The 23,994-nt window shown below is 65.5% G+C and carries 22 protein-coding genes; 10 read left to right on the forward strand and 12 right to left on the reverse strand.

Annotated elements, in window-relative coordinates; all coding sequences use genetic code 11:
* The first annotated feature begins 33 nt into the window (after window positions 1–33).
* Window positions 34–1,245, forward strand: coding sequence for an NnrS family protein (locus ACNJYD_RS07325; RefSeq protein ID WP_212254303.1), 1,212 nt, complete (start codon window positions 34–36; stop codon window positions 1,243–1,245).
* A gap of 2 nt (window positions 1,246–1,247) precedes the next feature.
* Here ACNJYD_RS07325 and ACNJYD_RS07330 read toward each other — a convergent pair whose 3' ends face one another.
* Complete coding sequence (locus tag ACNJYD_RS07330) at window positions 1,248–2,276, reverse strand: AraC family transcriptional regulator (protein ID WP_212254304.1); 1,029 nt, start codon at window positions 2,274–2,276, stop codon at window positions 1,248–1,250.
* A gap of 200 nt (window positions 2,277–2,476) precedes the next feature.
* Between ACNJYD_RS07330 and ACNJYD_RS07335 the strand changes: the two genes are divergently transcribed.
* Both ACNJYD_RS07335 and ACNJYD_RS07340 read left to right on the forward strand, forming a co-directional pair.
* A complete protein-coding gene (locus ACNJYD_RS07335; protein WP_172784719.1) occupies window positions 2,477–3,085 on the forward strand; it encodes a response regulator transcription factor in 609 nt (202 codons plus the stop codon).
* A gap of 180 nt (window positions 3,086–3,265) precedes the next feature.
* On the forward strand, window positions 3,266–4,945 hold the full coding sequence (locus ACNJYD_RS07340; protein WP_439365769.1) for a mucoidy inhibitor MuiA family protein: 1,680 nt from the start codon (window positions 3,266–3,268) through the stop codon (window positions 4,943–4,945).
* A gap of 96 nt (window positions 4,946–5,041) precedes the next feature.
* Here ACNJYD_RS07340 and ACNJYD_RS07345 read toward each other — a convergent pair whose 3' ends face one another.
* Genes ACNJYD_RS07345 through ACNJYD_RS07360 form a run of 4 tightly spaced genes read right to left on the reverse strand, consistent with a single transcriptional unit; the run spans window position 5,042 to window position 8,119 of the window.
* A complete protein-coding gene (locus ACNJYD_RS07345; RefSeq protein WP_439365770.1) occupies window positions 5,042–5,878 on the reverse strand; it encodes a heme ABC transporter ATP-binding protein in 837 nt (278 codons plus the stop codon).
* Entirely contained in the window at window positions 5,875–6,960 is a 1,086-nt protein-coding gene (locus tag ACNJYD_RS07350; protein ID WP_439365771.1) for a FecCD family ABC transporter permease, read from the reverse strand. Before ACNJYD_RS07350 ends, ACNJYD_RS07345 begins: the two co-directional genes overlap by 4 nt.
* Window positions 6,957–7,907: a heme/hemin ABC transporter substrate-binding protein gene (locus ACNJYD_RS07355; RefSeq protein WP_439365772.1), complete on the reverse strand. Its 951-nt coding sequence runs from the start codon at window positions 7,905–7,907 to the stop codon at window positions 6,957–6,959. Before ACNJYD_RS07355 ends, ACNJYD_RS07350 begins: the two co-directional genes overlap by 4 nt.
* Before the next feature lie 5 nt (window positions 7,908–7,912).
* The gene (locus tag ACNJYD_RS07360; protein ID WP_246504594.1) at window positions 7,913–8,119 is read right to left on the reverse strand and encodes a hemin uptake protein HemP; all 207 of its coding nucleotides are present in this window, start codon (window positions 8,117–8,119) and stop codon (window positions 7,913–7,915) included.
* Window positions 8,120–8,382: 263 nt separating this feature from the next.
* On the opposite strand from ACNJYD_RS07360, the gene ACNJYD_RS07365 reads away from it, so the two are divergent.
* The 6 genes from ACNJYD_RS07365 to ACNJYD_RS07390 all read left to right on the forward strand — a co-directional run bounded on the left by ACNJYD_RS07365 (window position 8,383) and on the right by ACNJYD_RS07390 (window position 13,863).
* On the forward strand, window positions 8,383–10,776 hold the full coding sequence (locus ACNJYD_RS07365) for a TonB-dependent hemoglobin/transferrin/lactoferrin family receptor (protein ID WP_439365773.1): 2,394 nt from the start codon (window positions 8,383–8,385) through the stop codon (window positions 10,774–10,776).
* Between the two features lie 136 nt (window positions 10,777–10,912).
* Window positions 10,913–11,248 (forward strand): antibiotic biosynthesis monooxygenase family protein, encoded by a 336-nt coding sequence (locus ACNJYD_RS07370; protein WP_172784714.1) that lies wholly within the window; start codon window positions 10,913–10,915, stop codon window positions 11,246–11,248.
* 29 nt (window positions 11,249–11,277) lie between these two features.
* The gene (gene hutX, locus ACNJYD_RS07375) at window positions 11,278–11,787 is read left to right on the forward strand and encodes a heme utilization cystosolic carrier protein HutX (protein WP_439365774.1); all 510 of its coding nucleotides are present in this window, start codon (window positions 11,278–11,280) and stop codon (window positions 11,785–11,787) included.
* A gap of 25 nt (window positions 11,788–11,812) precedes the next feature.
* Window positions 11,813–12,589: a tonB-system energizer ExbB gene (gene exbB, locus ACNJYD_RS07380; protein ID WP_439365775.1), complete on the forward strand. Its 777-nt coding sequence runs from the start codon at window positions 11,813–11,815 to the stop codon at window positions 12,587–12,589.
* A gap of 3 nt (window positions 12,590–12,592) precedes the next feature.
* On the forward strand, window positions 12,593–13,033 hold the full coding sequence (exbD, locus tag ACNJYD_RS07385) for a TonB system transport protein ExbD (RefSeq protein ID WP_212254311.1): 441 nt from the start codon (window positions 12,593–12,595) through the stop codon (window positions 13,031–13,033).
* The gene (locus tag ACNJYD_RS07390; RefSeq protein WP_439365776.1) at window positions 13,033–13,863 is read left to right on the forward strand and encodes a TonB family protein; all 831 of its coding nucleotides are present in this window, start codon (window positions 13,033–13,035) and stop codon (window positions 13,861–13,863) included. The genes exbD and ACNJYD_RS07390 overlap by 1 nt, the downstream gene beginning before the upstream one ends.
* A 125-nt stretch (window positions 13,864–13,988) precedes the next feature.
* Here ACNJYD_RS07390 and ACNJYD_RS07395 read toward each other — a convergent pair whose 3' ends face one another.
* The 5 genes from ACNJYD_RS07395 to ACNJYD_RS07415 form a co-directional block, all read right to left on the reverse strand.
* The gene (locus ACNJYD_RS07395; RefSeq protein WP_439365777.1) at window positions 13,989–15,344 is read right to left on the reverse strand and encodes an esterase-like activity of phytase family protein; all 1,356 of its coding nucleotides are present in this window, start codon (window positions 15,342–15,344) and stop codon (window positions 13,989–13,991) included.
* Window positions 15,345–15,428: 84 nt separating this feature from the next.
* Window positions 15,429–16,331 (reverse strand): carbohydrate ABC transporter permease, encoded by a 903-nt coding sequence (locus ACNJYD_RS07400; protein WP_212254314.1) that lies wholly within the window; start codon window positions 16,329–16,331, stop codon window positions 15,429–15,431.
* Window positions 16,324–17,280: a carbohydrate ABC transporter permease gene (locus ACNJYD_RS07405; protein ID WP_212254315.1), complete on the reverse strand. Its 957-nt coding sequence runs from the start codon at window positions 17,278–17,280 to the stop codon at window positions 16,324–16,326. Before ACNJYD_RS07405 ends, ACNJYD_RS07400 begins: the two co-directional genes overlap by 8 nt.
* A gap of 133 nt (window positions 17,281–17,413) precedes the next feature.
* Window positions 17,414–18,754, reverse strand: coding sequence for an ABC transporter substrate-binding protein (locus ACNJYD_RS07410; protein WP_212254316.1), 1,341 nt, complete (start codon window positions 18,752–18,754; stop codon window positions 17,414–17,416).
* An 85-nt stretch (window positions 18,755–18,839) separates the two neighbouring features.
* On the reverse strand, window positions 18,840–19,883 hold the full coding sequence (locus ACNJYD_RS07415) for a C-terminal binding protein (RefSeq protein WP_439365778.1): 1,044 nt from the start codon (window positions 19,881–19,883) through the stop codon (window positions 18,840–18,842).
* 250 nt (window positions 19,884–20,133) lie between these two features.
* Between ACNJYD_RS07415 and ACNJYD_RS07420 the strand changes: the two genes are divergently transcribed.
* The gene (locus tag ACNJYD_RS07420) at window positions 20,134–21,819 is read left to right on the forward strand and encodes a methyl-accepting chemotaxis protein (protein ID WP_439365779.1); all 1,686 of its coding nucleotides are present in this window, start codon (window positions 20,134–20,136) and stop codon (window positions 21,817–21,819) included.
* A gap of 111 nt (window positions 21,820–21,930) precedes the next feature.
* Here ACNJYD_RS07420 and ACNJYD_RS07425 read toward each other — a convergent pair whose 3' ends face one another.
* Entirely contained in the window at window positions 21,931–22,908 is a 978-nt protein-coding gene (locus tag ACNJYD_RS07425; RefSeq protein ID WP_212254319.1) for a Bug family tripartite tricarboxylate transporter substrate binding protein, read from the reverse strand.
* A 98-nt stretch (window positions 22,909–23,006) separates the two neighbouring features.
* Entirely contained in the window at window positions 23,007–23,942 is a 936-nt protein-coding gene (locus tag ACNJYD_RS07430) for a DMT family transporter (RefSeq protein WP_439365780.1), read from the reverse strand.
* Window positions 23,943–23,994 lie beyond the last annotated feature (52 nt).

Raw genomic sequence — 23,994 nt, forward strand, 5'->3', positions numbered from 1 at the left:
AGGTAACGGTCTGAATCGATTGGAGTTGACCCCATGGCTGGCGCCCGATCCCGCAACTTTGCGGGCTGGCCGCTGTTTGCGAACAGCTTTCGCCCGTTTTTCCTGCTCGCCGCAATCCAGGCATCGCTCTCGATCCTGGCCTGGCTGCCGATGTTCTACGGCGAATTGTCGGTGAGCTCCGCGTTCGCGCCGCGCGACTGGCACATCCACGAGATGCTCTACGGCTTCCTGCCGGCTGTCATCACCGGGTTCCTGTTCACCGCAATCCCGAACTGGACCGGGCGCCTGCCGATCCAGGGCGGGCCGCTGGCGGCCTTGCTGACGGTCTGGCTTGCCGGGCGCGTCGTGGTGACGGTGTCGGCGAATACCGGCTGGGCGTTTGCGCTGGTCGTTGATGCGGCGTTCCTGGCATTGGTCGTTGCGGCCGCGACGCGCGAGATCATCGCGGGCGGCAACTGGCGCAACCTGCCCGTGGTGGGGCTGGTGCTGGTTCTGCTCGCCGGCAACGTCGCCTTCCACGTCGAAACGCATTACGAAGGCGCGGCCGACGTCAGCATCCGCGTCGGCATCGGCGTGGTCATTCTGCTGATCGGCCTTATCGGCGGCCGCATCATTCCGAGCTTCACCCGAAACTGGCTGGTCAAGTTCAATCCCGGCCGCCTGCCGGTGCCGTTCGGACGATTTGACGGCGGGGTGATCGGCTTGAGCGCGCTGGCGCTGATCGCGTGGATCGTGGCGCCGCTGAACATGATCACCGGCGTTGCGATGGCGGTGGTTGGCGTGCTGCATCTGGTTCGGCTTGCACGCTGGGCCGGCGATCGCACCACGCGCGAACGGCTGCTGCTGATCCTGCATGTCGGTTACGTCTTCGTGCCGCTCGGCTTCATCCTGAATGCTGTGGCCGCCTTGGGCGAACTGCCGCCAAGCGCCGGGATCCACGCCTGGATGGCAGGTGCGGCGGGAACGATGACGCTCGCGGTGATGACCCGCGCGAGCCTCGGCCATACCGGACAGGCGCTGACGGCTTCGCCTGCGATCCAGGGAATCTATGCTGCAATCATCATCGCGGCCCTGGCCCGCGTCGGTGCCGTCGTGTCGCCCGCGTATAACGATGTGCTGCTGCACATTGCCGCCTGCGGCTGGATCATCGCCTTCCTCGGATTTGCCGTCGCGTTCGGACCGCTGCTCGCCGGCAGCGGGCGACGGGCGCTCGCCACGATGGGCGTGCCCGCTCCCGCGCGCTGAATTCAGGCGGCAGTCGCCGAGGGCTGTGCTGACGGAGGCCGCACGCCCTTGCGCCAATCGGTGATGGTGCAGCCGAAGCGGCCGCGAAACCAGCGCGCCATGGCGCTCTGCGCGGAGAAGCCGAGCTGCACCGCGATGTCGGCCAGAGGCCGGGCGGGATCCTCGATCAGCTGGACCACGAGATCGGCGCGTTGCGCGTCCAGGATGGCCGAGAAGCTTGTGCCCGATGCGGCGAGGCGCCGGTGGATGGTGCGGCGGGTGCAGGCCAGATGCTCGGCGACGCGCTCGACCGTGCAATCGCCGCTGGCGAGCAGGGTGCGTACCACCTCGTCGACCTTCGCCTCCCAGCTGGCCGGCCTGGTCTCGATCGCCTCGATCCGCTTGCGCAAGTAATTCGCGATCAAGGGATGCGCGCTCGGAATCCGGCGCTCCAGGTCGTGCGCCGACAGCAGGATCGCATCGTCATCCGCATTGAAGGTCACCCGGCAGCCGAAGAAGTCGCGGTAGCGCTTGCGGTCGTGCGGCGGCGGGTAATGCAGATGCACTTCCAGCGGCCGCCAATCGCCGCCGAACAGCGACTGGATGATGCGGTGGACGCTGCCGAGCGCCATGTCGATCGACTGCCTCGGCGCGCGCGGCTGCCGGCCGCGCAAATGCAGCGTGATGGTCACGGTCCGTTTGTCGCGCATGACGTCGAGCCGCATGCCGTCATGATGGATGTGAATGAAACGCGAGAACGCCTCGATCGCTTCGCCGACGGTCGCCTGTTCGCGCACGATCAGGCCGACCGCGCCGAAATTGGTGAGGCCGCCGCGCTCGGCGAGACGCAGGCCGAAATCCTCGGCACCGGACGCCGCCGCCGATAATTCCAGCAGGCGGCGCAGGCCCGTGACGGCGATGGGGATGTCCGGCTTGTCGAGGCAGGCCAGCGGCAGCCTGACCTTGCGCATCATCTGGTTGGGGTCGAGCCCGACCGACCGGGCGACCTCGGGGTAATAGCTCAAGCCTGCGCTGCGAATGAGGTCGGTCATGCGACCCGTTCCTGCCAGCCATTCCCGCAGATGTCCCGAAATGTAAAGTTTCTGTCTCAATCCGTCAAATCCGGGAACCGGGTGGCGCATACATAAGAGAAACCGAAGCACTGGCGTGAATGCCGTGCGCACGACGGCGGGGCGCGACGGAGCCTCCGGCCGTCTCGGCCATTTGACCAAGACATTGCTGGATCGGGACTATGCCGGGGAACATGCTTTCCAAGGGCGAGGTTTTCGTCATCGACACTGACGCCGCCTTCCGCGAACAACTTTCCGCCGCGCTTGAGCAGAGCGCCTATGACGTGATCTGCTTTGCCGATGGCGCGTCTCTGCTCTCGGAAGCCAAGGCCCGGATGCCGGCCTGTGTGCTGCTGGAGATGCCGCCGGATCGCTCCGCTCTCGACGTGCTCAGGCGGTTGCGCGAGGAGAATTGCATGGCGCCGGTGCTGGTGACGTCGGCGAACGGCAGCATTGCCATGGCAGTCGACGCCATCAAGAGCGGCGCGACCGACTTCATCGCAAAGCCGTTCCGGACCCACGACATCGTCGGCCGGATCGATGCCGCCATCGATGAATTCGCGCAACCCGGCGCGATCCGGCAACGCTGGCTGCCGGGCTGCGAACCTCTGACCGCGCGCGAAGCCGATGTGCTTGAGCATCTTGCCGCCGGCCTCACCAACAAGGGGATCGCCCGGCGGATGCATCTGAGCGCGCGGACGGTCGAAGGTTACCGCGCCAGCATCCTGAAGAAGGCCGGCGCCAAGAACGTCACCGATCTGCTCCGGCGCATCTTCGGCCAGGGCTCGTAGACCCAGGCCTGAAGCTGCCGGGATCACCCGAGCGTTCCGCGGCCATGGTGCCGCCGCGGCGGCGCCCCATGGATACCTCAATCGAACCAGTTCCTTCCCTGCCGCGTCCAACCACGATGGCGAGGCATTTCATCGCGCGCGTCCGGCTGGCGGCGCGGCGATACCGGCAGGAGGGACTTCATGCGCATCACCGCCAGATATTTGGCAACCACGGGCCTGGTCCTGGTGACCACGGCCCTCGCGTCGCCGTCATGGGCGGCCAACGTGGACGCCACGTCGGCGATCGACACGGTGACCGTCTATCCCGACGGCGCCACCATCACCCGCGTCATTTCCTTGGATCTGGCCTCCGGCGATTCGACGCTGGTCGCCAAGGATTTTCCACTCTCGCTCGATCCGTCGTCCCTCCGCGTCGAAGGCGAGGCGGGCGCCAAGCTCACCATCGGCACGATCGATGCGCGCCCGCCGAAGGCCGCGCCGCCGGTCAACCAGCCCGAGCTCGACAAGCGCCTCGAAGCGCTGAGGGATCAGCGGGCCGACCTGCAGGGTGCGATCGACTCGGCCAATGCCCGGCGCAAGTTCGCGCAGCATTTTGCAGAAGCTTCGCCGGCCGGCCTCGGCGAGAAGGGCGAGGCGCGCCCGATCGCCGAATGGCGCGCGGCCTTTGCCGCGGTCGCCGAGGAGGTCGCGACCGCCGACAGCGCAATTCGCGATGCGACGCGAAAACAGCGCGAGCTCGACCGCCAGATCGCGGAATTGGAAGCCGAGCGCTCGGCCAAGCCGCCGAGCAAGCTGGAAGTGCGGATCGACGTCGCCTCGGCCGCCGCGACCAAGGCGACGCTGCGAGTGACCTATGCCGTGCGCAACGCACGCTGGGTGCCGCTCTACGACGCCCGGCTCGACACCGGCGCCAGGGATCGCAAGCCGCAGCTCGAACTGGTTCGTCGCGCCGAGGTGACGCAATCCACCGGCGAGGACTGGTCGAACGTGACGCTCGGCGTCTCCACGACCCGCATCAGCCGCGGCGGCAGTGCGCCGGAGCTGCATTCGCTGATCGCGCAATATCCGCAGGTACCGAAGCCGCTGGCAGCAGGTTCGGTCTCCGATCTGGCGCGGCCCGCGCCAATGACGCGCCAGGCGCAATCGCCCGCCATGGCCAAGATCGCAGAGGCGGCCGAGTCGCGCGAGCGGGCGGACGAACAGCAGGCCATCGCCGAGATCGGCGACTTCCAGGCGACCTTCAGGATTCCCGGCCGCGTCAGCCTCGGCGCCGCCGAGGGCGCCAAGAGCCTCCGCATCGCTTCGGTGAACGTGCCCGCCGATCTCGCGGTGCGCGCCGCGCCGGTGCTGGATCCGACCGCGTTCCTCGAAGCCAGCTTCAAGCAGACCGACGACACAACGCTGCTGCCCGGCAAGGTCGCGATCTACCGCGACGGTACCTTCGTCGGCCGCGGCAAGATCACGGCGTCCGCCAAGGACGACATTGTGCGGCTCGGTTTCGGCGCCGACGACAAGGTCAAGATCGAGCGCGCCGTGCTCAAGCGCAACGAAGGTTCGGCCGGCCTCTTGGTCACGACGTCGAAGACCGACGAGCGTTCGTTCAAGACCACGATCCGCAACGGCCATGATTTCCCGATTCGCGTCGCGATCGAGGATCAGCTGCCGGTCAGCGAGAACGAGGACATCGTCGTCGAGTTGCTGCCCTCGAGCACCCAGCCGACCGCAACCAACATCCGCGACAAGCGCGGCGTGCTGGAATGGTCGTTCGACGCCAAGCCCGGCGAGGCCCGCGACATCAACTTCGCCTGGCGCGTCCGCTGGCCGAAGGACAAGAGCATGGTGATCGTGCCGGCGGGGTAGAGGTGGTGCCTTCACCTCTCCCATAGGGAGAGGTCGAAACGCATCGAAGATGCGTTTCGGGTGAGGGGTTACATCCTCACGTGTCGCTGCGGCCCCTCACCCGGATTGCTGCGCAATCCGACCTCTCCCCGCTGGGGAGAGGTGAGGGGCAGCCCGCATCGACTGCGGCAGCACATACGGCACGCCGTCAGCCTGATGCACGAGAGCGTCGATCTCGAAAATCTCCCGGATCCTCTCGCGTGTGACGACATCGGCGCGGGGGCCGTCCGCGGCGAGCCTGCCGCCGGCCAGCACGACCAGTCGGTCGGCAAAGCGGATCGCGAGATTGAGATCGTGCAGGATCGCGATCACGGCGGTGCCGGCAGCCGCTCGGCGGCGCGCCGCTTCGACGAGATCGATCTGGTGACGCAGATCGAGGCTCGAGGTCGGCTCGTCCAGCAGGAGGAGGCCGGGACCATGCTCGGCCTCGCCGCAGGCGAGCTGCACCAGCACGCGGGCGAAATGGGCGCGCTGCTGCTCGCCGCCTGACAACGTCGGCAATTGCCGCTCGCGGAAATGCGACAGGCCGACCTCGTCCAGGGCGGCATCGACGAGCGGGCCAGCCTCGCGCAAGCTGCGCTCGCCCGCGCCCATCAGCACGATCTCCTCGACGGTGAAGGGAAAGGTGACGTTGATGTGCTGGGACAGCATGGCACGGCGCGCGGCGAGCTCGCGCGGCGTGAAGCTACCGATGTCGCGCTGCTTGAGCCGCACCTCGCCGGCGCTCGGACGGAGATCGCCGGAGAGCAGCCGCAGCAGCGTCGACTTGCCGGCGCCGTTCGGGCCGATGATGGCGACGATCTCGCCGGCCGCGACCGTCAGGCCGACGCCGTCGAGCAATGTCGCGCGGCCGGCGCGCTTGCCCAAGTGTCGTGCCTCGAGCACCGCTGTCATAGCGCTGCGAGCCCGCGCTGCCGCAGCAGGATGAAGAGAAAGACGGGTGCGCCGACGGCCGCGGTCAGGATGCCGATCGGCATCTCCGCCGGCGCGACGATGGTGCGTGCCAGCGTGTCGGCGCCGACCATCAGGATCGCGCCTGATAGTACCGAGGCTGGCAGCAGCAGGCGATGCGCAGGGCCGATGACGAGACGGAGCAGGTGCGGCACCACGATGCCGACGAAGCCGATGACGCCGCTGATCGACACCGCGACGCCGGTCATGGCCGAGACGATCACGATCGAGATCCGCTTCAGGCGCTCGACATCGACGCCGCCGTGAAAGGCATCGGCCTCGCCGAGCACCAGCAGGTCGAGACCGCGGGCGATGAAGGCGCAGGCCGCGAGTCCGGCGATGAGGATCGGCGCGAGCACGGCGGCCTTGGTCCAGGTTGCGCCGCTCATTGAGCCCAGCATCCAGAACGTGATGTCGCGCAGCTGGCGATCGTCGGCGATGAAAACCAGCAGCCCGATGCCCGCATTGGCGATCGCGGTGATGGCGACGCCGGCGAGCAGGAAGATCGCGATCGAGGTGCGCCCCGACCGACTGGAGATGCCGTAGAGGATTGCGGTGGTCGCCAGCGAGCCCGCGAAGGCCGCCAGCGGCAACAGCTCGGTCTGGAGAAAGCGCAGCGCCTCGCCGAAGCGGGAATCGGTGAAGACGATCGCGCTTGCGGCCGCGAGCGCGCCGCCGCTGGAGACACCGACCAGGGCGGGATCGGCGAGCGGGTTGCGGAACAGCCCCTGCATGATCGCGCCGGCCGCAGCAAGCAGGCCGCCGATCATCGCGGCGGCCGCGATCCGGGGGATGCGGATCGACCACAGCACGAGCTGGTCGCGTGCCGTCATGGCCGTGCTTTCGCCGGCCAAGCCCAGCGCGGCAGGCAGCCGGGAGAGCGGGATGCCGGCGGCGCCGACCGTCAGGGCGGCGATCGCGGTGATCACCAGCACCACGAGCAGAAGGGGAATCGCGAACGATGCGGCCCGCCGTCCCGCACTGTGTCGCGGGCCCCGTGCTTCGATCCCGACGGCCGCGCTCATTGCCGGCAGTTCGCCGTCGACAGCGCCGACGTGAATGCGCCGCCCGCAGCCAGGGCCGGGTAGAGCTTGACCGAGAGATCGCGCGCCGCCGCCGCGGTGCGCGGCCCGAAGCCGAGCAGATAGAGCCCATCCATGGTGATGAAGCTCTTGTTGGCCGCGACCGGCGTCAGCGCAAAGCCGGGGTGCGTGTAGACTGCATCGGCCTGCAGCGATTCCTTGCCGCGCTCGATCGACAGCACGACATCGGGCTTTGCGGCCACGATCGCCTCGTCGCCGATGATCTTGTAGCCGTCGTAATCGTCGACCGCGTTGGCCGCGCCCGCCAGCTGGATGATCTCGTCCGCCGCGGTCTTGTGGCCCGCTACCATCGCCCGCCCGTTCTGGAGCGACATCACGAACATCACGCGCACCGGCTTCGTCACCTTGGCGCGCAGAGCGCGGAGCTGCGCAAGATCGGCGCCGACCGCGGCGCTGAGACATTCGGCACGCGCATCGACGCCCATGGCGTGGCCGACCAGCTTGATCTTCTCGATCAGGCCTTCCTCGGAGAAGGTCTCGGGCACCAGCACCAGCGGCACCTTCGCCGTCTCCAGGATGTCCATGGTCTCGCGCGGGCCCGAGCCCTGGATCGCCAGGATCAGCGTCGGGTTGAGACCGAGCACGCCCTCGGCCGAGATCTGGCGCATATAGCCGACATTGGGTTTGTCGTGCAGCGCCGCCGCCGGATAAAGGCTCGTGGTGTCGACGCCGACCAGCCGGCTTTCCAATCCCAGCGCATAGAGGATCTCGGTGATGGCGCCGCCGATCGACACCGTGCGGGCAAAATCGTCAACAGTGACGTCGCGATTGCGCGCGTCATGCACGGTGATGCCCGCGGCGTGCGCAGCAGACGCGAACGCGATTCCACCGGAGAGCAGAAGACTGACGAGGGTGCGGCAAGATGTCATTGCAATTACTTCGTCAGGATCAGCTTGTTCTGCGAGGTCAGGCGGAGACGATAACTGTCCTCGCCATGCGCAATGATGATCTCGCGCTCGGCGGCAAACAGCTCGCGGCTGTCGATGCGGCTCCCGCGCATGGTGAGCGTTCGCGTTGTTGCGGAAGGGCTTTGTGCCGGCCCTGCCGCGCTGCCGCTGCTGTCTCCTGATGTTGCTGACATAGTCGGTGTGATGCGCTTTCGAAAACTTGGAGTACCGCCCGTTTGTATAGGCGGCGCCAAGCGCATTCCAACGTTCGCAGTTTACAATCGATATAAACTGCAACCTGATGTCATTGACCGTCAGAGTGTTGCCACGTAACCATTTCTGGCAGCGGGGAACTTGCCCGCCTCTCGAGACAATCAGCCAGCCAGTCGCTCGCGTTGCGAGCGCACGCCAGCCAGACGAAATCAAAAACTAAAGTGAAGTGCAGGCTGGGGCTGATATGGCTGACGGGGCTAGGTATGCGCGCGCCCTGATTTTGGGCGCGTCGGTGGTTTCAATTGCGGCAATGACGGCGGAAGGCAGTCTCGCGCAGACCGCATCGCCGCAGAGTGAAAACGCGTCCTCCGAACGACCGAAACAGGCCAAGCGCAAGCCTGCGAAGCCGCAAGTCGCACAGCAGCCGACGCCTGACGCCCTGAATGCGCGCGCCCAGGCTGGCAGCACGGCACCCGTTCAGGTGCTCGACACGATCACGGCTGCGGCGACCAAGACGGAAGAGCGCGCCGTCGACGCGCTGGCGCCGGTCAGTGTGGTGTCGTCCGAGCAGATCGAAGCCCGCCAAGCCAGCACCATCGGCGATCTCATATACAACTTGCCCGGCGTCTGGGTTCAGAATCGCGGCGATGATCCGGCCACCTCGATCAACATCCGCGGCCTCCAGGATTTCGGCCGTGTTGCCGTCGTGGTCGACGGCGCGCGGCAGAACTACCAGCGCACCGGTCACTTCGCCAATGGTTCGTTCTTCCTCAATCCGGAATTGATCAGCGGCATCGACATCGTGCGCGGGCCGACCGCGAACATCTACGGCTCCGGTGCGATCGGCGGCGTGGCCTCGCTCCGCACCAAGGACATCGAGGACGTTGTCCGCGTGGGAGAGCGCTGGGGCGTCGACGTGAAAACCATCCTCGGCAGCAACTACGGACGTGCACTCGGATCCGCCTTTGGCGGTGTTCACGTCAATCCCAATGTCGACGTATTCGCAGGGGGGACCTATTCGACTCAGGAGAGCTACAAGGACGGTACTGGCTATGAAGTCGCAAACACTGGCAACCGTCTGAGTAGCGGCATCGCCAAGCTGACGGTTCGTCCGGCCGACGGCCACGAAGTCAAGCTCGGCGCCATCTTCCAGGAGGACATCTTCAGTGTGGGCCAACCACCGCGGCGCGCGGGCGATCCCAATTCGACCAATGCGAACGGCACGAACAATCTGAGCGGCACATCCATCTACGCGTCCAACGTGAAGAATTACACCACGACGCTCGGTTGGAAATACGCGCAGCCGGACGATCAGTGGTTCGACTGGGATGCCAAGATCTACTGGAATCGCACCGAGAACGACCAGATCAAGACCCGGCACACCACTGCGACGCCCTCCGTTTATTGCGGCGGCGTGCCCGGCAACGCCGTCTCGGGATGCATCGGGAGCAATCGCGGATACCTGCTCGATACGATCGGCATCGATGTGCACAACACGACGCGCTTCGAAACGGGAAGCTGGCGCCACGCGGTGACTTACGGTCTGGATGCGTTCCAGGACAAGGTGTCATCTCAAGACAGGACCGGTACATCCGAGGTCACGACCCCCGGCGGTCAGCGCACGGTATCGGGCGGCTTCGTGCAGTGGAGGGCGAACTACACCTCGATGCTCGAGGTGATCGGTGCGCTCCGTTACGACAATTATCAGCTTTCCTCGGCGTCGTCGTCGGGCGGCGATCGCCTCTCGCCGAAGATCACCGTTGCTCTCGTTCCGACCGCTGTGGTGACCCCCTATGCCAGCTACGCGGAAGGCTATCGGGCGCCCTCGATCACGGAGACGCTGGTGAGCGGGCCACATGCCGGCGCGACGGTCAACGACTCGTTCTTCCGTTGTCCGTCGGGCACGCCGGGACCGGGCGCGGATTCGACCTTCTGCTTCGTGCCCAATCCAAACCTGCGCCCCGAGATCGGCAAGAACAAGGAGATCGGCTTCAACATCAAGAAGAACGATCTCTTCACGGCGGGCGACACGCTGCGCGGCAAGATCAACGTGTTCCGCAACGACATCAGCGACTTCATCGATCAGGTCGCTTACGGAAACCCGCTCGTGGTCCCGACCGGGCCGCCACCGGCACCGTCGATCACGGTGCTTCCGTTCCTGCAGTATCAGAACGTGGCGTCCGCGCTCATTCAAGGCGTCGAGGCCGAGGCGATGTATGACGCGAACCTGTGGTTCTTCGGCCTCTCCGGGACCTATCAGAGCGGAAAGAATCTCCAGACCGGCTTCGGCCTCTACAGCATTCCGCCGCAGAAGATCACGACGACGGCCGGCGTGCGTCTGCTCGACCGCACCCTCATCCTTTCGATGATGTGGACGTCGGCAATCGCCGACTACGACATCCCCAGGACCTACACGCCGGCGACGTCGTACGATCTCGTCAATCTTTACGCGCAGTATCACCCGACGCGCGATTTCACGCTCAACTTCTCGGTCGAGAACCTCTTCAACCGCTACTATCGGCCGTACGCCATTCCGGTCGGTAGCACGGGTGACACGCAAAATGACGTGAAGTGGGCGAGCGCCGGTGCCGGGCTCGTGATCAAGGGAGGTCTCAAGTACCACTTTGGCGGCACCTGAGGGAGACACCGGAGGTTCTCTCCAGGGATGTCGAGCTGATCTCGAAAGCCACGCTGATGCGTCAGCGTGGCTTTCGATCCGTCATGAAAGATCCGATCGGCAATTGCCGATCTACAAGTCACAGGAGAAAAGTCGAATGTTCATCGCCATGAATCGTTTCCAGGTGAAGCCCGGCTCGGAAACCGCGTTCGAAACCGTCTGGCGGACCCGCGAGTCCTATCTCGGCAGCATGGCGGGCTTCGTCGAATTCCATCTGCTCAAGGGGCCGGTCGCCGAGGACCACACGCTGTATTCCTCGCATACCGTGTGGGTCGACAAGGCGGCCTTCGAGGCCTGGACGCGCTCGGAGGAATTCCGCCGCGCTCATGCGCGCGCCGACAACAAGACCGGCGAGAGCCTCTATCTCGGTCATCCGAAGTTCGAAGGCTTCGAGGTCATCATGACCGAGCGCAAGGCGAGCGCGGCGGCCTGATCGCGGCCGATGACGAAAGGAAGCCGGACATGCTGAGCACCGAACTCGCCGATCTCAAGGCGTACATGGCCGACAATCCCGGCGCGGTGGTCGAGGACGTTGCGCGCGAGCGCAAGGTCACCCCGCGCGCGGTGATCGAGGCGCTGCCGCCGTCCATGGTGCGCATGGGAGGCGGCGAGCATTTCCCCGCCGCCATGCAGGACATTTCGGAATGGGGCGAGGTGACGCTGATCGTGCACACCGATGACGCGATCTTCGAGTTCACGGGATCGATCCCTGCGGGCGAGGTCGGCCGCGGCTATTTCAACCTGATGCAGCCGAAGGGCCTGCACGGTCATCTCCGCCACGAGCGCTGCGCAGGAATTGCCTTCGTCGAGCGGCCCTTCATGGGCAAGGTGTCGGCCTTCGTCGCCTTCGTGAACGCCGACGGCGGCATCATGTTCAAGGTCTTCGTCGGCCGCGACGAGACGAGGGCGCTGCGGGCGGATCAGCTGGCACGGTTCCGGCAGCTTGCGGACCGGATCGCGCCCGCACTCTAGTTTGCTTCAACCTGGGGAGATCAGGATGCAGAGCAAATCCACGCTTCGGCATGTGATCCCAGCAATCGCGCTGGCGCTCGCGCCGGCTCCGGCCTTCGCGATCGACGCGGCGCTGTTGCCGCGCAATCTGTCGCCCTGGGGCATGTTTCTCGGTGCCGACATCGTCGTGAAGGTCGTGATGGTCGGCCTCGCCATCGCCTCGCTGGTGACATGGACGGTGTGGCTCGCCAAGACCGTCGAGCTGCGCCGCAAGGCCTCGCTCGCCGTGCAGCGGACACGTGCCCTCGAGGGCAACATGACGCTGGGCGAAGCATGCGCACGGACCGGCGACGCGCGCGACGCGGTCGCGCAGCTGATCCAGTCCTGCGCCAGGGAGGCCGAGCTCTCCGGCGGCATCGTCGATGACGGCCTGCAGGAGCGCATCGCGTTGCGGCTGGAAAGGGTCGAGGCGGCGATGGCCCGGCAGATCGCGCGCGGCACTGGCGTGCTCGCGACCATCGGCGCCATCGCGCCGTTCGTCGGCCTGTTCGGTACTGTCTGGGGTATCATGAATTCGTTCATCGGCATCTCCGAGAGCCATACCACCAGTCTTGCGGTGGTCGCGCCCGGCATCGCCGAAGCGTTGCTCGCGACCGCGCTCGGTCTCGTCGCCGCGATTCCGGCGGTGGTGATCTACAATCACCTCGTCCGCGGCATCGCCAATTACCGCGCTTTGCTCGGCGACGCCTCGGCGCAGCTCATGCTGCTGGTGAGCCGCCAGCGCGACCACGGCCATTTCCGTCTGGCGCGAGCTGCGGAGTAGGCCATGGCCGCCAGGCTCGGGACATCGAAGCTCGGCTCGCGCGGCGATGCCGGCGAGCTCGAGGTCACGCACGAGATCAACGTCACGCCGTTCATCGACGTGATGCTCGTGCTCCTGATCATCTTCATGGTGGCAGCGCCTCTTGCCACCGTCGACATCGGCGTCGATCTGCCGGCAACGGCGGCCGAGCCGGCACCACGGCCCGACAAGCCGGTCTTCGTCACGGTCAAGCCGGACCTTTCGATCGCGGTCGGTGAGGATGTCGTCGCTCGCGACGTGCTCAGCACCTCGCTCGATGCCGCCACCAAGGGCCGCAAGGACGAGCGCATCTATCTGCGTGCCGACAAGGCCGTCTCCTATGGCGAGCTGATGGAGGTGATGAACACCTTGCGCAACGCCGGCTATCTCAAGGTCGCCCTCGTCGGCCTCGACGGACGCAGCTGATGGCCGCGAATGCCTTCGCCCTGCACGAGCCGCTCGGCGAGCGCGACGGCGCGCGCTGGGGCCTGTCGGCGGGCGTGATCGTGGCGCTGCATGTCGCCGCCGCGCTGCTTGCAATGAGCTGGCTCAGGACGCAGCCCGAGCAGGGCGTCAGCCTGCCTGCGATCATGGTCGACATGTCGCCGGTGACATCGGCGCCGCAGCCGACGCTGGACGACGTCGCGCCGGGGCCGCTGATGCAGGAGGCGGATGCCTCGCCGCCGGAGCCGGTGCAGCAGCAGGCCGTCGAGGAGACCATCGCGCCGACGCCGCCGCAGGAAAGGCCGGAGGTGGTCGCGCCGCCGGAGCAGAAGCTTGAGCCGACGCCCGCCAGGCCCGCGCCGGCGAAAATCGTGCCGGTCGAAAAGCCCGCGCAGGAGAAGCCGAAGGTGGTTCGACGTGAGGCAAAGAGGCCGTCGGACGCAATTCCGGCGCCGCGCACCAGCGCACCGCCGCGCGCCGAGCGTGAGGCGCCCATGGCATCCGCCATGAGTGCGGGTGCGACGGCCGCCGCGGTCGCATCCTTCAACCAACGCGTCCGCGCGCATCTGATGCGCTTCCATTCCTATCCGGCCGGCGGCGGCGGCCAGCGCGGCGTTGCAAGGCTCAGCTTCACCATCAGCCGCAGCGGGCAGGTGACGTCGAGCCGCCTCAGTGGTGCGTCCGGCATCGCCGCCTTCGACGCCCAGGCGATGTCCATGCTCCGCCAGGCCTCCCCGTTCCCGCCGATCCCGGATGAGATCAAGAACGGCGCGATGAGCTTCACCATTCCGGTGGCATTTACGGTGAGGTAGCCCTCGGTGTCATGCCCCGCGAAGGCGGGGCATCCAGTATTCCAGAGGCAGCGAGATTCATCAGGACTGCTGCGGCGTACTGGATCGCCCGGTCAAGCCGGGCGATGACAATGAGGGTGGGGCGCTCACTTCGCCTTCAGGAAATCCGCGACCTCGAGCAGCACGAATTCGTTGTCGTCGGCCTTGTTGGGATCGCGGCTGGAGGAGAACGGCAGGTTGTTGTCGTTGCCGACGATGATGTGGGTGTCGTCGACGCGATCGACGTTCTCGATGGTGAAGAACGGGAAGGTGTAGACGCCCTCGTTGAGCGACTTGCGCGCCTTCTTGTCGGGATCCCTGATCTTCATCAGGTCGACATAGCCGATCTTGCGCACGGGCTTGCCGACATTGGCGTCGGTCAGCTCGATCTTGTAGACGCGCTTGAACTTGGCGAGGTCGGGGAAGCAGTTCTCGCCGCGCTGGCCTTGCGGGCAGGCCTTGTCGGCCGTGCCTTCGCCGTTGTCGCGCTCGATGACGAGGCCGGAGGCCTGGTCGATCATGTTGAAGTCGCCGATGGCGTTGCCGTTCTGCTCGAACACATATTGCCAATAGCGGCCGGTGAATTTCTCCGCGGCGACGTCGAATTCGAGGATGCGGGAGGCTTCCTTGCCGTCGACCTTCTCCCAATCCTTCTTCTCGGCATCCCACAGCGGTCCCTCGAGCAGGCCGTAGAGGAACTTGCCGTCCTTCGACGCGGCGAAGCCCTCGTAGCCCTTGGAACGGCGGAGATTGACGTTGGTGTAGGTCGCGCCCGGCGCGGCCGGCGTTCCCACCGCCCAATTGTCGGGCGAGCGCACCGGCTTGCCGTCGGCCACCGTGTCGAACACGCCGAGGATTTTGCCGGATTTGTCCGCCTTCAGGATATAGGGGCCGAATTCGTCGCCGATCCAGAAGGTGTCGCCGACGATCTGGAAGCCTTCGGTGTCGAAATCGGAGCCGGTGAGATAGCGCTTCTGGGTGTCCTCATGCACGATGCGGAACGGCACGCGTCTGTCGGGGTCGTGCAGGAAGATGGTCTCCAGCCGCTCGATCTTGCCGCTGGCCCAATCCATCTTGTAGCGGTTGAGGTACAGCATCGAATCCGGCGAGTTCGCGCGCGCGCCCATGCCGTTGTCGGTGAGGACCCAGAACGTGCCGTCGGGCATGGTCTTGATGCCGGAATGGCCCTGCAGAGGCTGGCCCTTGAACGGCAGCGACACGCCGGTCGGACGTTCAAAGGACTTGCCCATGACGGTGCCGGGCGCGTCGACCCGCTTGCCGGTGGTATATTTGCCCGCCGCCTTGAGATCGGCGGGGGCATCGGCCGGCGCCTCGATGAACGTTTCAGCCGGCATCACCACGTGGCCGGCGAGCTTGGCGGGGAATTCGCCCTCGCTCTGCGCGAGCGCGGTGCTCGCGGTGAGAATCATCGTGGCGACGGTGCAAAGAAAAGTCGCGCGCATGTGCGTCTCCTGTTGGCGGACGCAACGCTTATGCGGATCGCATGTTGCAGGATTGTGAAGCCGGGCCAAAGGCCGCAGCTTCGTCTACTCCTTTACCGCCCCCGTCAGCGATGACACGTAATAATCCACGAACAGCGAGTAGAAGATCGCGACCGGCAGCGAGCCGAGCAGCGATCCCGCCATCAGCGCGCCCCATTGATAGACGTCGCCGGTGACGAGCTCGGTCAGGATCGCGACCGGCACCGTCTTGTTGGCGCCGCTCTGGATGAAGGCGAGCGCGTAGATGAACTCGTTCCAGGACAGCGTGAAGGAGAAGATGCCGGCCGAGATCAGCCCGGGCACCGCGAGCGGCAGCGTGATCCGGCGCAGGATCTGCAGGCGCGTCGCGCCGTCGACCAGCGCGCATTCCTCGAGCTCGTAAGGAATCGACTTGAAATACCCGATCAGGAGCCAGGTGCAGAACGGCACCAGGAAGGTCGGATAGACCAGGATTAGGGCCAGCGGCGAGTCGAACAGGCCGAACTGCACCACGACGGTCGCGAGCGGAATGAACAGGATCGATGGCGGCACCAGATAGGCGAGATAAATGCCGAGGCCGACATAGGGACTGCCGCGGAAGCGCAGGCGCTCGATCGCATAGGCCGCCAGCGTAGACGCGATCAGCGACAGCGTGGTCGAGCCGATCGCGACCAGCATCGTCGTCTTCAGCCATTGCGGATAGGCGGTGTTGAACAACAGATGCTTGATGTGCGCCAGCGTCGGCGAGGAGATCCAGAACGGGTTGTTGTCCCGGTAGTTCATCAGCTCCGCGTTCGGCTTGAACGAGGTGATCGCCATCCAGTAGAACGGAAACAGCAGGATCAGCACGAAGCAACCGAGCGGCAGGTAGATCATCATCAGCCGCCGCAGCCCGGAATCCCAGGCCATGGTGTCGGGTGGCGCCTTCGCGTCGGCGACCGTGGAGCCTTGTGCGACGGTGTCAGTCATTGGCCTCTCCTTGCTGCCATTTGCGGCGCGCCAGGCCGAAATAGGAGAACAGCGTCGCGAACACCAGGAACGGGATCATCGACACTGCGATCGCCGCGCCTTCCCCAAGCTCGCCGCCGGCGATGCCGCGTTGGAACGCCAGCGTCGCCAAGAGGTGGGTCGAGTTCACCGGGCCGCCGCGGGTGATGGCGTAGACCAGCTGGAAGTCGGTGAAGGTGAAGATGATCGAGAAGGTCATGACGATGGCGAGGATCGGCATCATCATCGGGAAGGTGATGTAGCGGAAGCGCTGCCAGGCGCTGGCCCCGTCGAGCATCGCGGCCTCGTAGAGCGAGGGCGAGATGGTCTGCAGGCCCGCCAGCAGCGAGATCGCGACGAAGGGAATGCCGCGCCAGATGTTGGCGGCAATCAGCGAGAAGCGCGCCGGCCAGGGCGAGCCGAGGAAGTCGATATTGCTCGACTTCCAGTGCAGAACGTCGACCAGGAGATACGAGATGATCGAGAACTGCGGATCGTAGATCCACCAGAACGCCAGCGCCGAGAGCACCGTCGGGACGATCCAGGGCAGCAGCACGATGGCGCGCAGTAGGCTCTTGAACGGGAAATGGTTGTTAAGCAGCAGGGCGAGCCAGAAGCCGAGCGCGAATTTCCCGACGGTCGCCACCCCCGTGTAGAACACGCTGTAGAATACCGCGTTCCACCACAAGGGATCGGTCAGCAGGTACTGGAAATTCTCGAGCCCGACGAAGATGCCGCGCCGGCCGATCGTGGTGTCGGTGAAGGCGAGCCAGACGCCGAGCCCGAGCGGATAGGTCAGGAACACGGTGAGCAGCCCGAGCGCGGGCGCAAGGCACATCGCGATCAGGAACGGCTTGTAGTCGAACAGCCGCACGATCCAGTTCGGCTGCCGTTGTGCCAGTGCGGCGGAGGAGAGGGTGGTCACGGACATTAGTGTGTTGTCCTGTTCTTGAAATTCAACACGCCGTCATTGCGAGCGAAGCGAAGCAATCCAGTCTGCTTCCGCGGTGAAAGTCTGGATTGCTTCGTCGCAAGGGCTCCTCGCAATGACGGCCTATCGGCCGTCACTTCTGCCGTCGGAAGTAGCGCTTGCAGCGCTGCTCGGCTTCGGCGGCCGCGGCTTCCGGCGTGGCAGCGCCGGTGGCGACGGACGCGCACATCTGAATCAGCACGTAATCGGCGCTGACCGCGCCGGTCGCCGTCGAGATCGGCCCCTTGTAGCCGTCATAATAGGTGCTGTTCATCGTGTTCTTGAACAGGCTCACCTTCGGATCCTGCGACCACACGGCAGCCTCGGCATAGGCGGCCAGCGGCTGGGACCAGTAGCCGGAATTGGCATTGAGCCACGGCTCGTATTGGTCCTTCTCCAGCATGTATTGCAGGAAGGCCTTGGCGGCGTTGGGGTACGGGCTGTGCTTGAACACCATGGCGTTCAATGTCAGGCCCGCCATCGGCGAGACCTTGGCCAGGCCCTTGGGCAGCAGCTGATGCTCGCTGTCCTCGGCGATGGCCTTGGTGGCCGGATCGTTCTTCAGCGAGAAGTACAGCGAGACGCCGTTGGCCGTCAGCGCGATCTCCTGCGAGGAATACGCCCGGTTGTTGCTGACGTCGTTCCAGGACGGCGTGCCGGCGATGAAGGTCGGATACAGCTCCTTGACCCAGTTGAGCGCGGCGATCGTCTCCTTGCTGTTGATGGTGACGTTGCCCTCCTCGTCGAGCAGGGAGGCGTTGTGCGACCACAGCGCCCAGTTGGCGAAGCCGTTGCCGTCGCCCTTGGCGTTGCCGAGCGCGAAGCCGGCCGGCTTGCCGGCCTTGTGCAGCTTGCGGCAGAGGTCGACCACGCCGGCATGGTCTTCCGGAACCTTGTCGAAGCCGACCGATTGCAGGACGGACTTGCGGTAGATCAGGGGACCCGCCGTGGCGCCGAACGGCAGTCCGATCCAGGATTCGCTCTTGTTCTTCTTGCCGTAGCGTTGCGCCAGCGGCAGCCAGCCGCCATACTTCTTGCCGAGATAGTCGGCGACGTCGGTGAGCTCGATCAGCTTGTCGATGTAGATATGGGGCGCGTCGGAGAAGCCGATGATGATGTCGGGGCCGGCGCCGGAATTCGAGGTCACCGCGGTCTGCTGGTTGATGTCTTCCCAGCCGACGAAGTCGACCTTGACCTCGACCCCGGTGTCCTTGGTGAACTTTGCGGCATTGGCGCGGAACACGTCCTCGTCCGCCTGGACGAAACGCACCGGGCGCAGCATGCGCAAGGACGCGCCCTTTTCGATGTCGAGCTTGGGTGCCGGGACGTCGGCAGCCTTGATATTCGATGTTTGCGCAGCAGCACCGGTGGCCGCGAGCGTTGCAGCGGACAGGCCCAGCACCAAGGCATCACGACGTGTGATGTCGTTCCTCATCAGTTCCTCCCTATGATGTCTCCCTTCCCGGCGTTGATCGCCGGTGAAGGGCCGTTTCGGTCGTGGGCGCTGTTGCGCCGGCCGCCTAGCTGTTCGGTCCGCGATCCATGCTGACGGGCTGCCAGCGGCGGAGCGCGGTGTTCTGCAGCACCGACGGATTGACACAGCTTACCGGCCACATGCCCTGAAGCACCAGTGACAATTCGTAGCCCACCCGCCGCTTGCGCGCCTCGTCGAACCGTGCCGAGGCCGAGGCGACATGGGCGGTCAGGGTCACGTTCTCCATGCCGAGCAGGGGATTGTTGTGCGAGGGCGGCTCCTTTTCCAGCACGTCGAGGGCGGCGTGCGCGACCCAGCCCTCCTGCAGCGCCTTGATCAGGCTCTCCTCGTCCACGGTGGCGCCGCGGCCGGTGTTGATGAAGATCGAGCCTTTCTTCATCTGCCGGAAGTGCTTCTCGGTCAGCATGTGGTGCACCTCGGGCCGTGCAGGGGCATGCATCGAGACGAAGTCGGATTGCGACAGCACCTCGTTCAGCGTCGCCGGGATGACGCCGTGGTCGTACATCAGCGTTTCCTGGATGAAGGGATCGTAGGCCATCATGCGCAGGCCGAAGGGCGCTGCGCGTTTCGCAACCGCGCGCGCGACGCGGCCGAACGAGACGAAGCCGAGCGTCTGGCCCATCAGCCTCGGGATCTTGAGCAGCGCCGGCCGGCCCTCGGCCCAGCGGCCGTCGCGCACCATGCGGTCCTGCTCGACCAGGCGGCGGAAGCCCGCGAGCAGCAGCATCATGGCGTGGTCGGCGACCTCCTCGATGAACGTGTCGGGGATGTTGGTGACCGGAATGCCGCGGGCAGTGGCGGCCTTGACGTCGACACTGTCGACGCCGACCGAGCCGAGCGTGATGACCTTGCAGCTCTCGAGTGCGTCGATGATCGACTTGGTGATCGGGATGCCTTTGGCGTAGATCGCGTCGGCATTTTTCGCGGCGGCGATGAACCCGGCCTCGTCGGCCGGCGCCTCGACGATCTCGGCATCGATCGGATCGAGCGCCTCGCGCTCATAGGAATAATCGCTGCCCGCGACCGTGAAGCTCGCACCCTTCGGCGTCACCACCCTGTATTTCGGCATTCTCTGCTCCCGATTGGTTTCTTGTCGTGGCCCGCCTTCGTGACGGGCCTTTGCGTCTTTTACGCGAAATCGGGGCGGGTGCGTACAATTCATGGTTGTTGCGAGCGAGGTATCTTTCCGCTTTTCCGAGCAAAGGTCGGGGCTTTTACGGAGGTACGTAAGTAACTTGCTAAGGGCTCCGCCACTAAACCTTGATTCGAATTTGATCGATCTCGTCGTGCGCCCGTACCATTATTGCCGGAGCTAACCCGTGAAGTTGAGCAATCTGAAGATCGCGCCGAAGCTTGGCATTCTCGTCGGCGTCACGCTGTTCGGCCTTTGCATCTCCGGAGTTCTCGCCGGCTACCTGATGAAGCGCGAGATGGTGAATGCGCGCATCGACCAGGCCAAGGCGATCGTCGAGCTGGCGCGCAACTATGCCGCCGCGTTGAAGAAGCGCGTCGATGCCGGCGAGATGACGAAGGACGCCGCGATGGCCGAGCTTCGCCGCTACGGCAACGCGATGACCTACGACAAGGGTGCCGGCTACCTGTTCGGCACGTCCTATGACGGTCTCACCCAGCTCGCGCCCGATCCGAAGGTGATCGGCACCAACCGAATGGACGTCGTGACCAACGGCCGCAAGCTGTCGCTGGAATTGATGAACGGCGTCAAGGCCAACGGCGAGATTCTGCTTCACTATGATTATATGAAGCCCGGCCAGGAAACGCCGATCCGCAAGATCGGGTACGCCGTCGCGGTGCCCGGCTTCGACATGTATCTCGGCACCGGCGCCTATCTCGACGACATCGACGCCAAGATGGGCCCGGTCTACTGGCTGCTCGGACTGGCGGTGCTCGGCATAGTCATCGTTGCCGGCAGCGTCGCCTGGCTGATCGGCCGCAGCATCAGTGCTCCGCTCGCCCGGCTCGGCACCCGCATGAAGGATCTCGCCGACGGCAAGCTCGAGGGTAATATCCCCGGCGTCGGCCGCGGCGACGAGGTCGGCGCGATGGCGGCGACCGTCCAGATCTTCAAGGACAACGCGGTCCGCATCCGCGACCTCGAGAGGACCGAGGCGGACGCCAAGGAACGCGCCGCGGCGGAACGCCGCAGCGCCATGGAGGAGATCGCCGACGACTTCGAGCGCAGCGTCAACGGCATCGTCCGCTCGGTCTCTTCGGCCGCAGCCGGCATGCAGACCACGGCGCAATCGATGACCGCGACCGCCAGCGACGCCTCTTCGCGCGCGGCGACCGTCGGTGCCGCCTCGCAGAAGGCGTCCGGCAATGTCGGCACCGTTGCGGCCGCCGCCGAAGAGCTGTCGAGCTCGGTTGCGGAAATCTCCCGCCAGGTCACGCGCTCGACTGAAGTTGCGGGCCGTGCCGTCACCGATGCCGAGCGCACCAACGCCACGGTGCAGGAGCTCTCCACCGGAGCCGAGAAGATCGGCGAGGTGGTCAAGCTCATTCACTCGATCGCGGCGCAGACCAATTTGCTCGCGCTCAACGCCACCATCGAGGCGGCGCGGGCCGGCGAGTCCGGGCGCGGCTTCGCCGTGGTCGCCTCCGAGGTCAAGGCGCTCGCCAACCAGACGGCGAAAGCGACCGAAGAGATCTCCGCCCAGGTCGCGGCGATGCAGACCTCGACCAGCGACGCGGTGGCGGCCATCTCCGGCATCACCCAGACGATCGCCGAGATGAGCGAGATCACCGCCGGCATTTCCGCATCGATCGAGCAGCAGGGCGAAGCGACGCGCGAGATCGCGCGCAACATCCAGTCGGTCGCGGCCGGATCGAGCGAGATCAACGCCCATATCGGCAGCGTCACCTCGGCCGCGGAAGCGACCGGTAGCGCGGCCACCGACGTGCTCAGCAATGCCCGCGAGCTGGACAATCAGTCCGGCGCGCTGCGCAATGCCGTGGATGGCTTCCTCGCCAAGGTCCGCGCGGCGTAAGTGCGCTGTATTCGTAGGGTGGGCAAAGACGCGAAGCGTCGTGCCCACCTTTTCTTTTGATTCGCGACGGTTGGTGGGCACGCTACGCTTTGCCCACCCTACGACACCGCGCTACTGCTTCTCGATCTTCGCGTTGGTGATCAGCTTCTCCCACAGCACCAGCTGCTCGTTCACGAAGGTGCCGAGCTGCTCCGGCGTGCCGGAGAAGGCGTCCATGCCGAGCGTGGCGAGCTTGGCCTTGACCTCCGGATTCTCGATGATCTTGCGGATCTCGGTGTTGAGCCGCGTCACGATCTCCTTCGGCATGCCGGCGGGGCCGAAATAGCCCTGCCAGGACGAGATGTCGAAGTCCGGCACGCCGGCCTCCTGCATCGAGGGCAGATGCGGCACCAGCGGCGAGCGGTCCTTGGTGGTGACGGCGAGCGCGCGCAGGGCGTTGCCGTTGACGTGGGGCAGGCCGGTCAGGATGTCGACGAACATCATCGAGACGCGGCCGCCCATGACGTCGTTGAGCGCCGGCGGCGAGCTCTTGTAGGGCACGTGCAAGAGGTCGAGCCCGGCATTGTGCGCGAAGGTCGCGCCCGACACGATCGCCGAGGACGAGCCGGAGGCGTAGCTCAGCTTGCCCGGATTGGCCTTGCCGTAGGCCACCAGCTCTCCGACCGTCTTGGCCGGCACATCGGGATTGATGACCAGCATGAAGGGCAGGTCGCCGGTGCGCGCGATCGGGGTGAAATCCTTGACCGGATCGTAAGTGAGGCTCTTGAGCAGATAGGGATTGGCCGAATGCGTGGTGTTGGTCGTCACCAGCAGCGTGTAGCCGTCGGGAGCGGCCTTCGCGACATAGGTCGCGGCCAGCATGCCGTTGGCCCCCGCCTTGTTCTCGATCACGATGGGAACGCCGAGCGCCTGCGACAGATGCTGCGAGATCAGCCGCGTCGTGGTGTCGGTGCCGCTGCCGGCCGCGAACGGCAGCACCAGCGTGATGTTGCGGCTGGGATAGGTGTCGGCGTGAGCGGTGGATGCTGCCGTGAGGCACAGCGCGGCCGCGGCGACGGTCCGCAGGTTTCGGATCAGCCCTGAAATCATGTCTGGTCGTTCCCTCTTTTTGGTTGGCGGGGAACCTAGCTTGTCCAAGGGGGAATCGGAAGATGGCTATAGGTCGTGACCGCGTCCGTCGCGCGGAATTACTTCATCGTCGAGCCCCGGCGCGATGCAAGCACGACGCCGGCGAGCACCAGGGCGTAACCGATCAGGTGGAACGGCTGGAGCTTCTCACCCAGCAGCAGGATCGCCAGCGCCGAGCCGAACACCGGCACCAGATGGAAGAACGGCGCCGCCCGGTTCGGCCCGATCAGCGCCACGCCGCGGTTGAAGAAGAGATAGGCGAGGGTGGAGGGAAAGATCAGGATGTAGCCCAGCGTCGCCAGCGTGATCGCGTCGAATTGCAGCACGCTGCCGCTTGCCGCCTCCCAGATCGCGGTCGGCAGCAGCATCGTCGCGCCGCAGCAGGTGGTGAAGGACAGGAACGAGAGCTGGTGGATCTTCGGCCGGCGCGGGATGAAGGCCGAGTAAAGCCCGAATGCCACCAGCGAGGAGGCGAACATGATGTCGCCCCTGTTGAAGCTGATGCTTGCCAGCGCCGCGAGATCGCCGCGCAGGATGATGATCAGCACGCCGAGCAGCGAGATCGCGATGCCGCCGAGCTGCGCGCCGGTCAGCCGCACGCCGAACAGCACCAGCGACCACAGCGCCACGAACAGCGGACCCGCCGACTGGATCAGCAGCGCATTCAGCGCCTCGGTGTATTGCAGCGCCCAGTACGAGATCGCGTTGTTGAAGGCGAAGCCGACGAGCGACAGGAACAGCATCAGGGCCAGGCTCTTGCGCAAGGCAGGCCAATCGCGCTTCAGATGCGGCCAGGCGAACGGCAACAGGATCAGGAACACGCCGAACCAGCGGATGGTGGTGATCGTCAGCGGCGGAACATGCGCCCCGACGTGGCGCGCGAGCACGATGTTGCCGGCCCAGAACAGCGAGCTCAGGCTGAGCAGCAGATAAGGTTGGTTGTTGAGCCAGCTGGCCGGATTGGCGGCCGGTGGCGCGGGCGAAGCAATTGTCATGGGCGTTTTGTGCAAGCTTGCGCCGGATCGGCGCCGTGGCACAAGTCACAGC

The sequence above is a fragment of the Bradyrhizobium sp. SPXBL-02 genome (assembly GCF_051853065.1).
GTDB lineage: Bacteria > Pseudomonadota > Alphaproteobacteria > Rhizobiales > Xanthobacteraceae > Bradyrhizobium.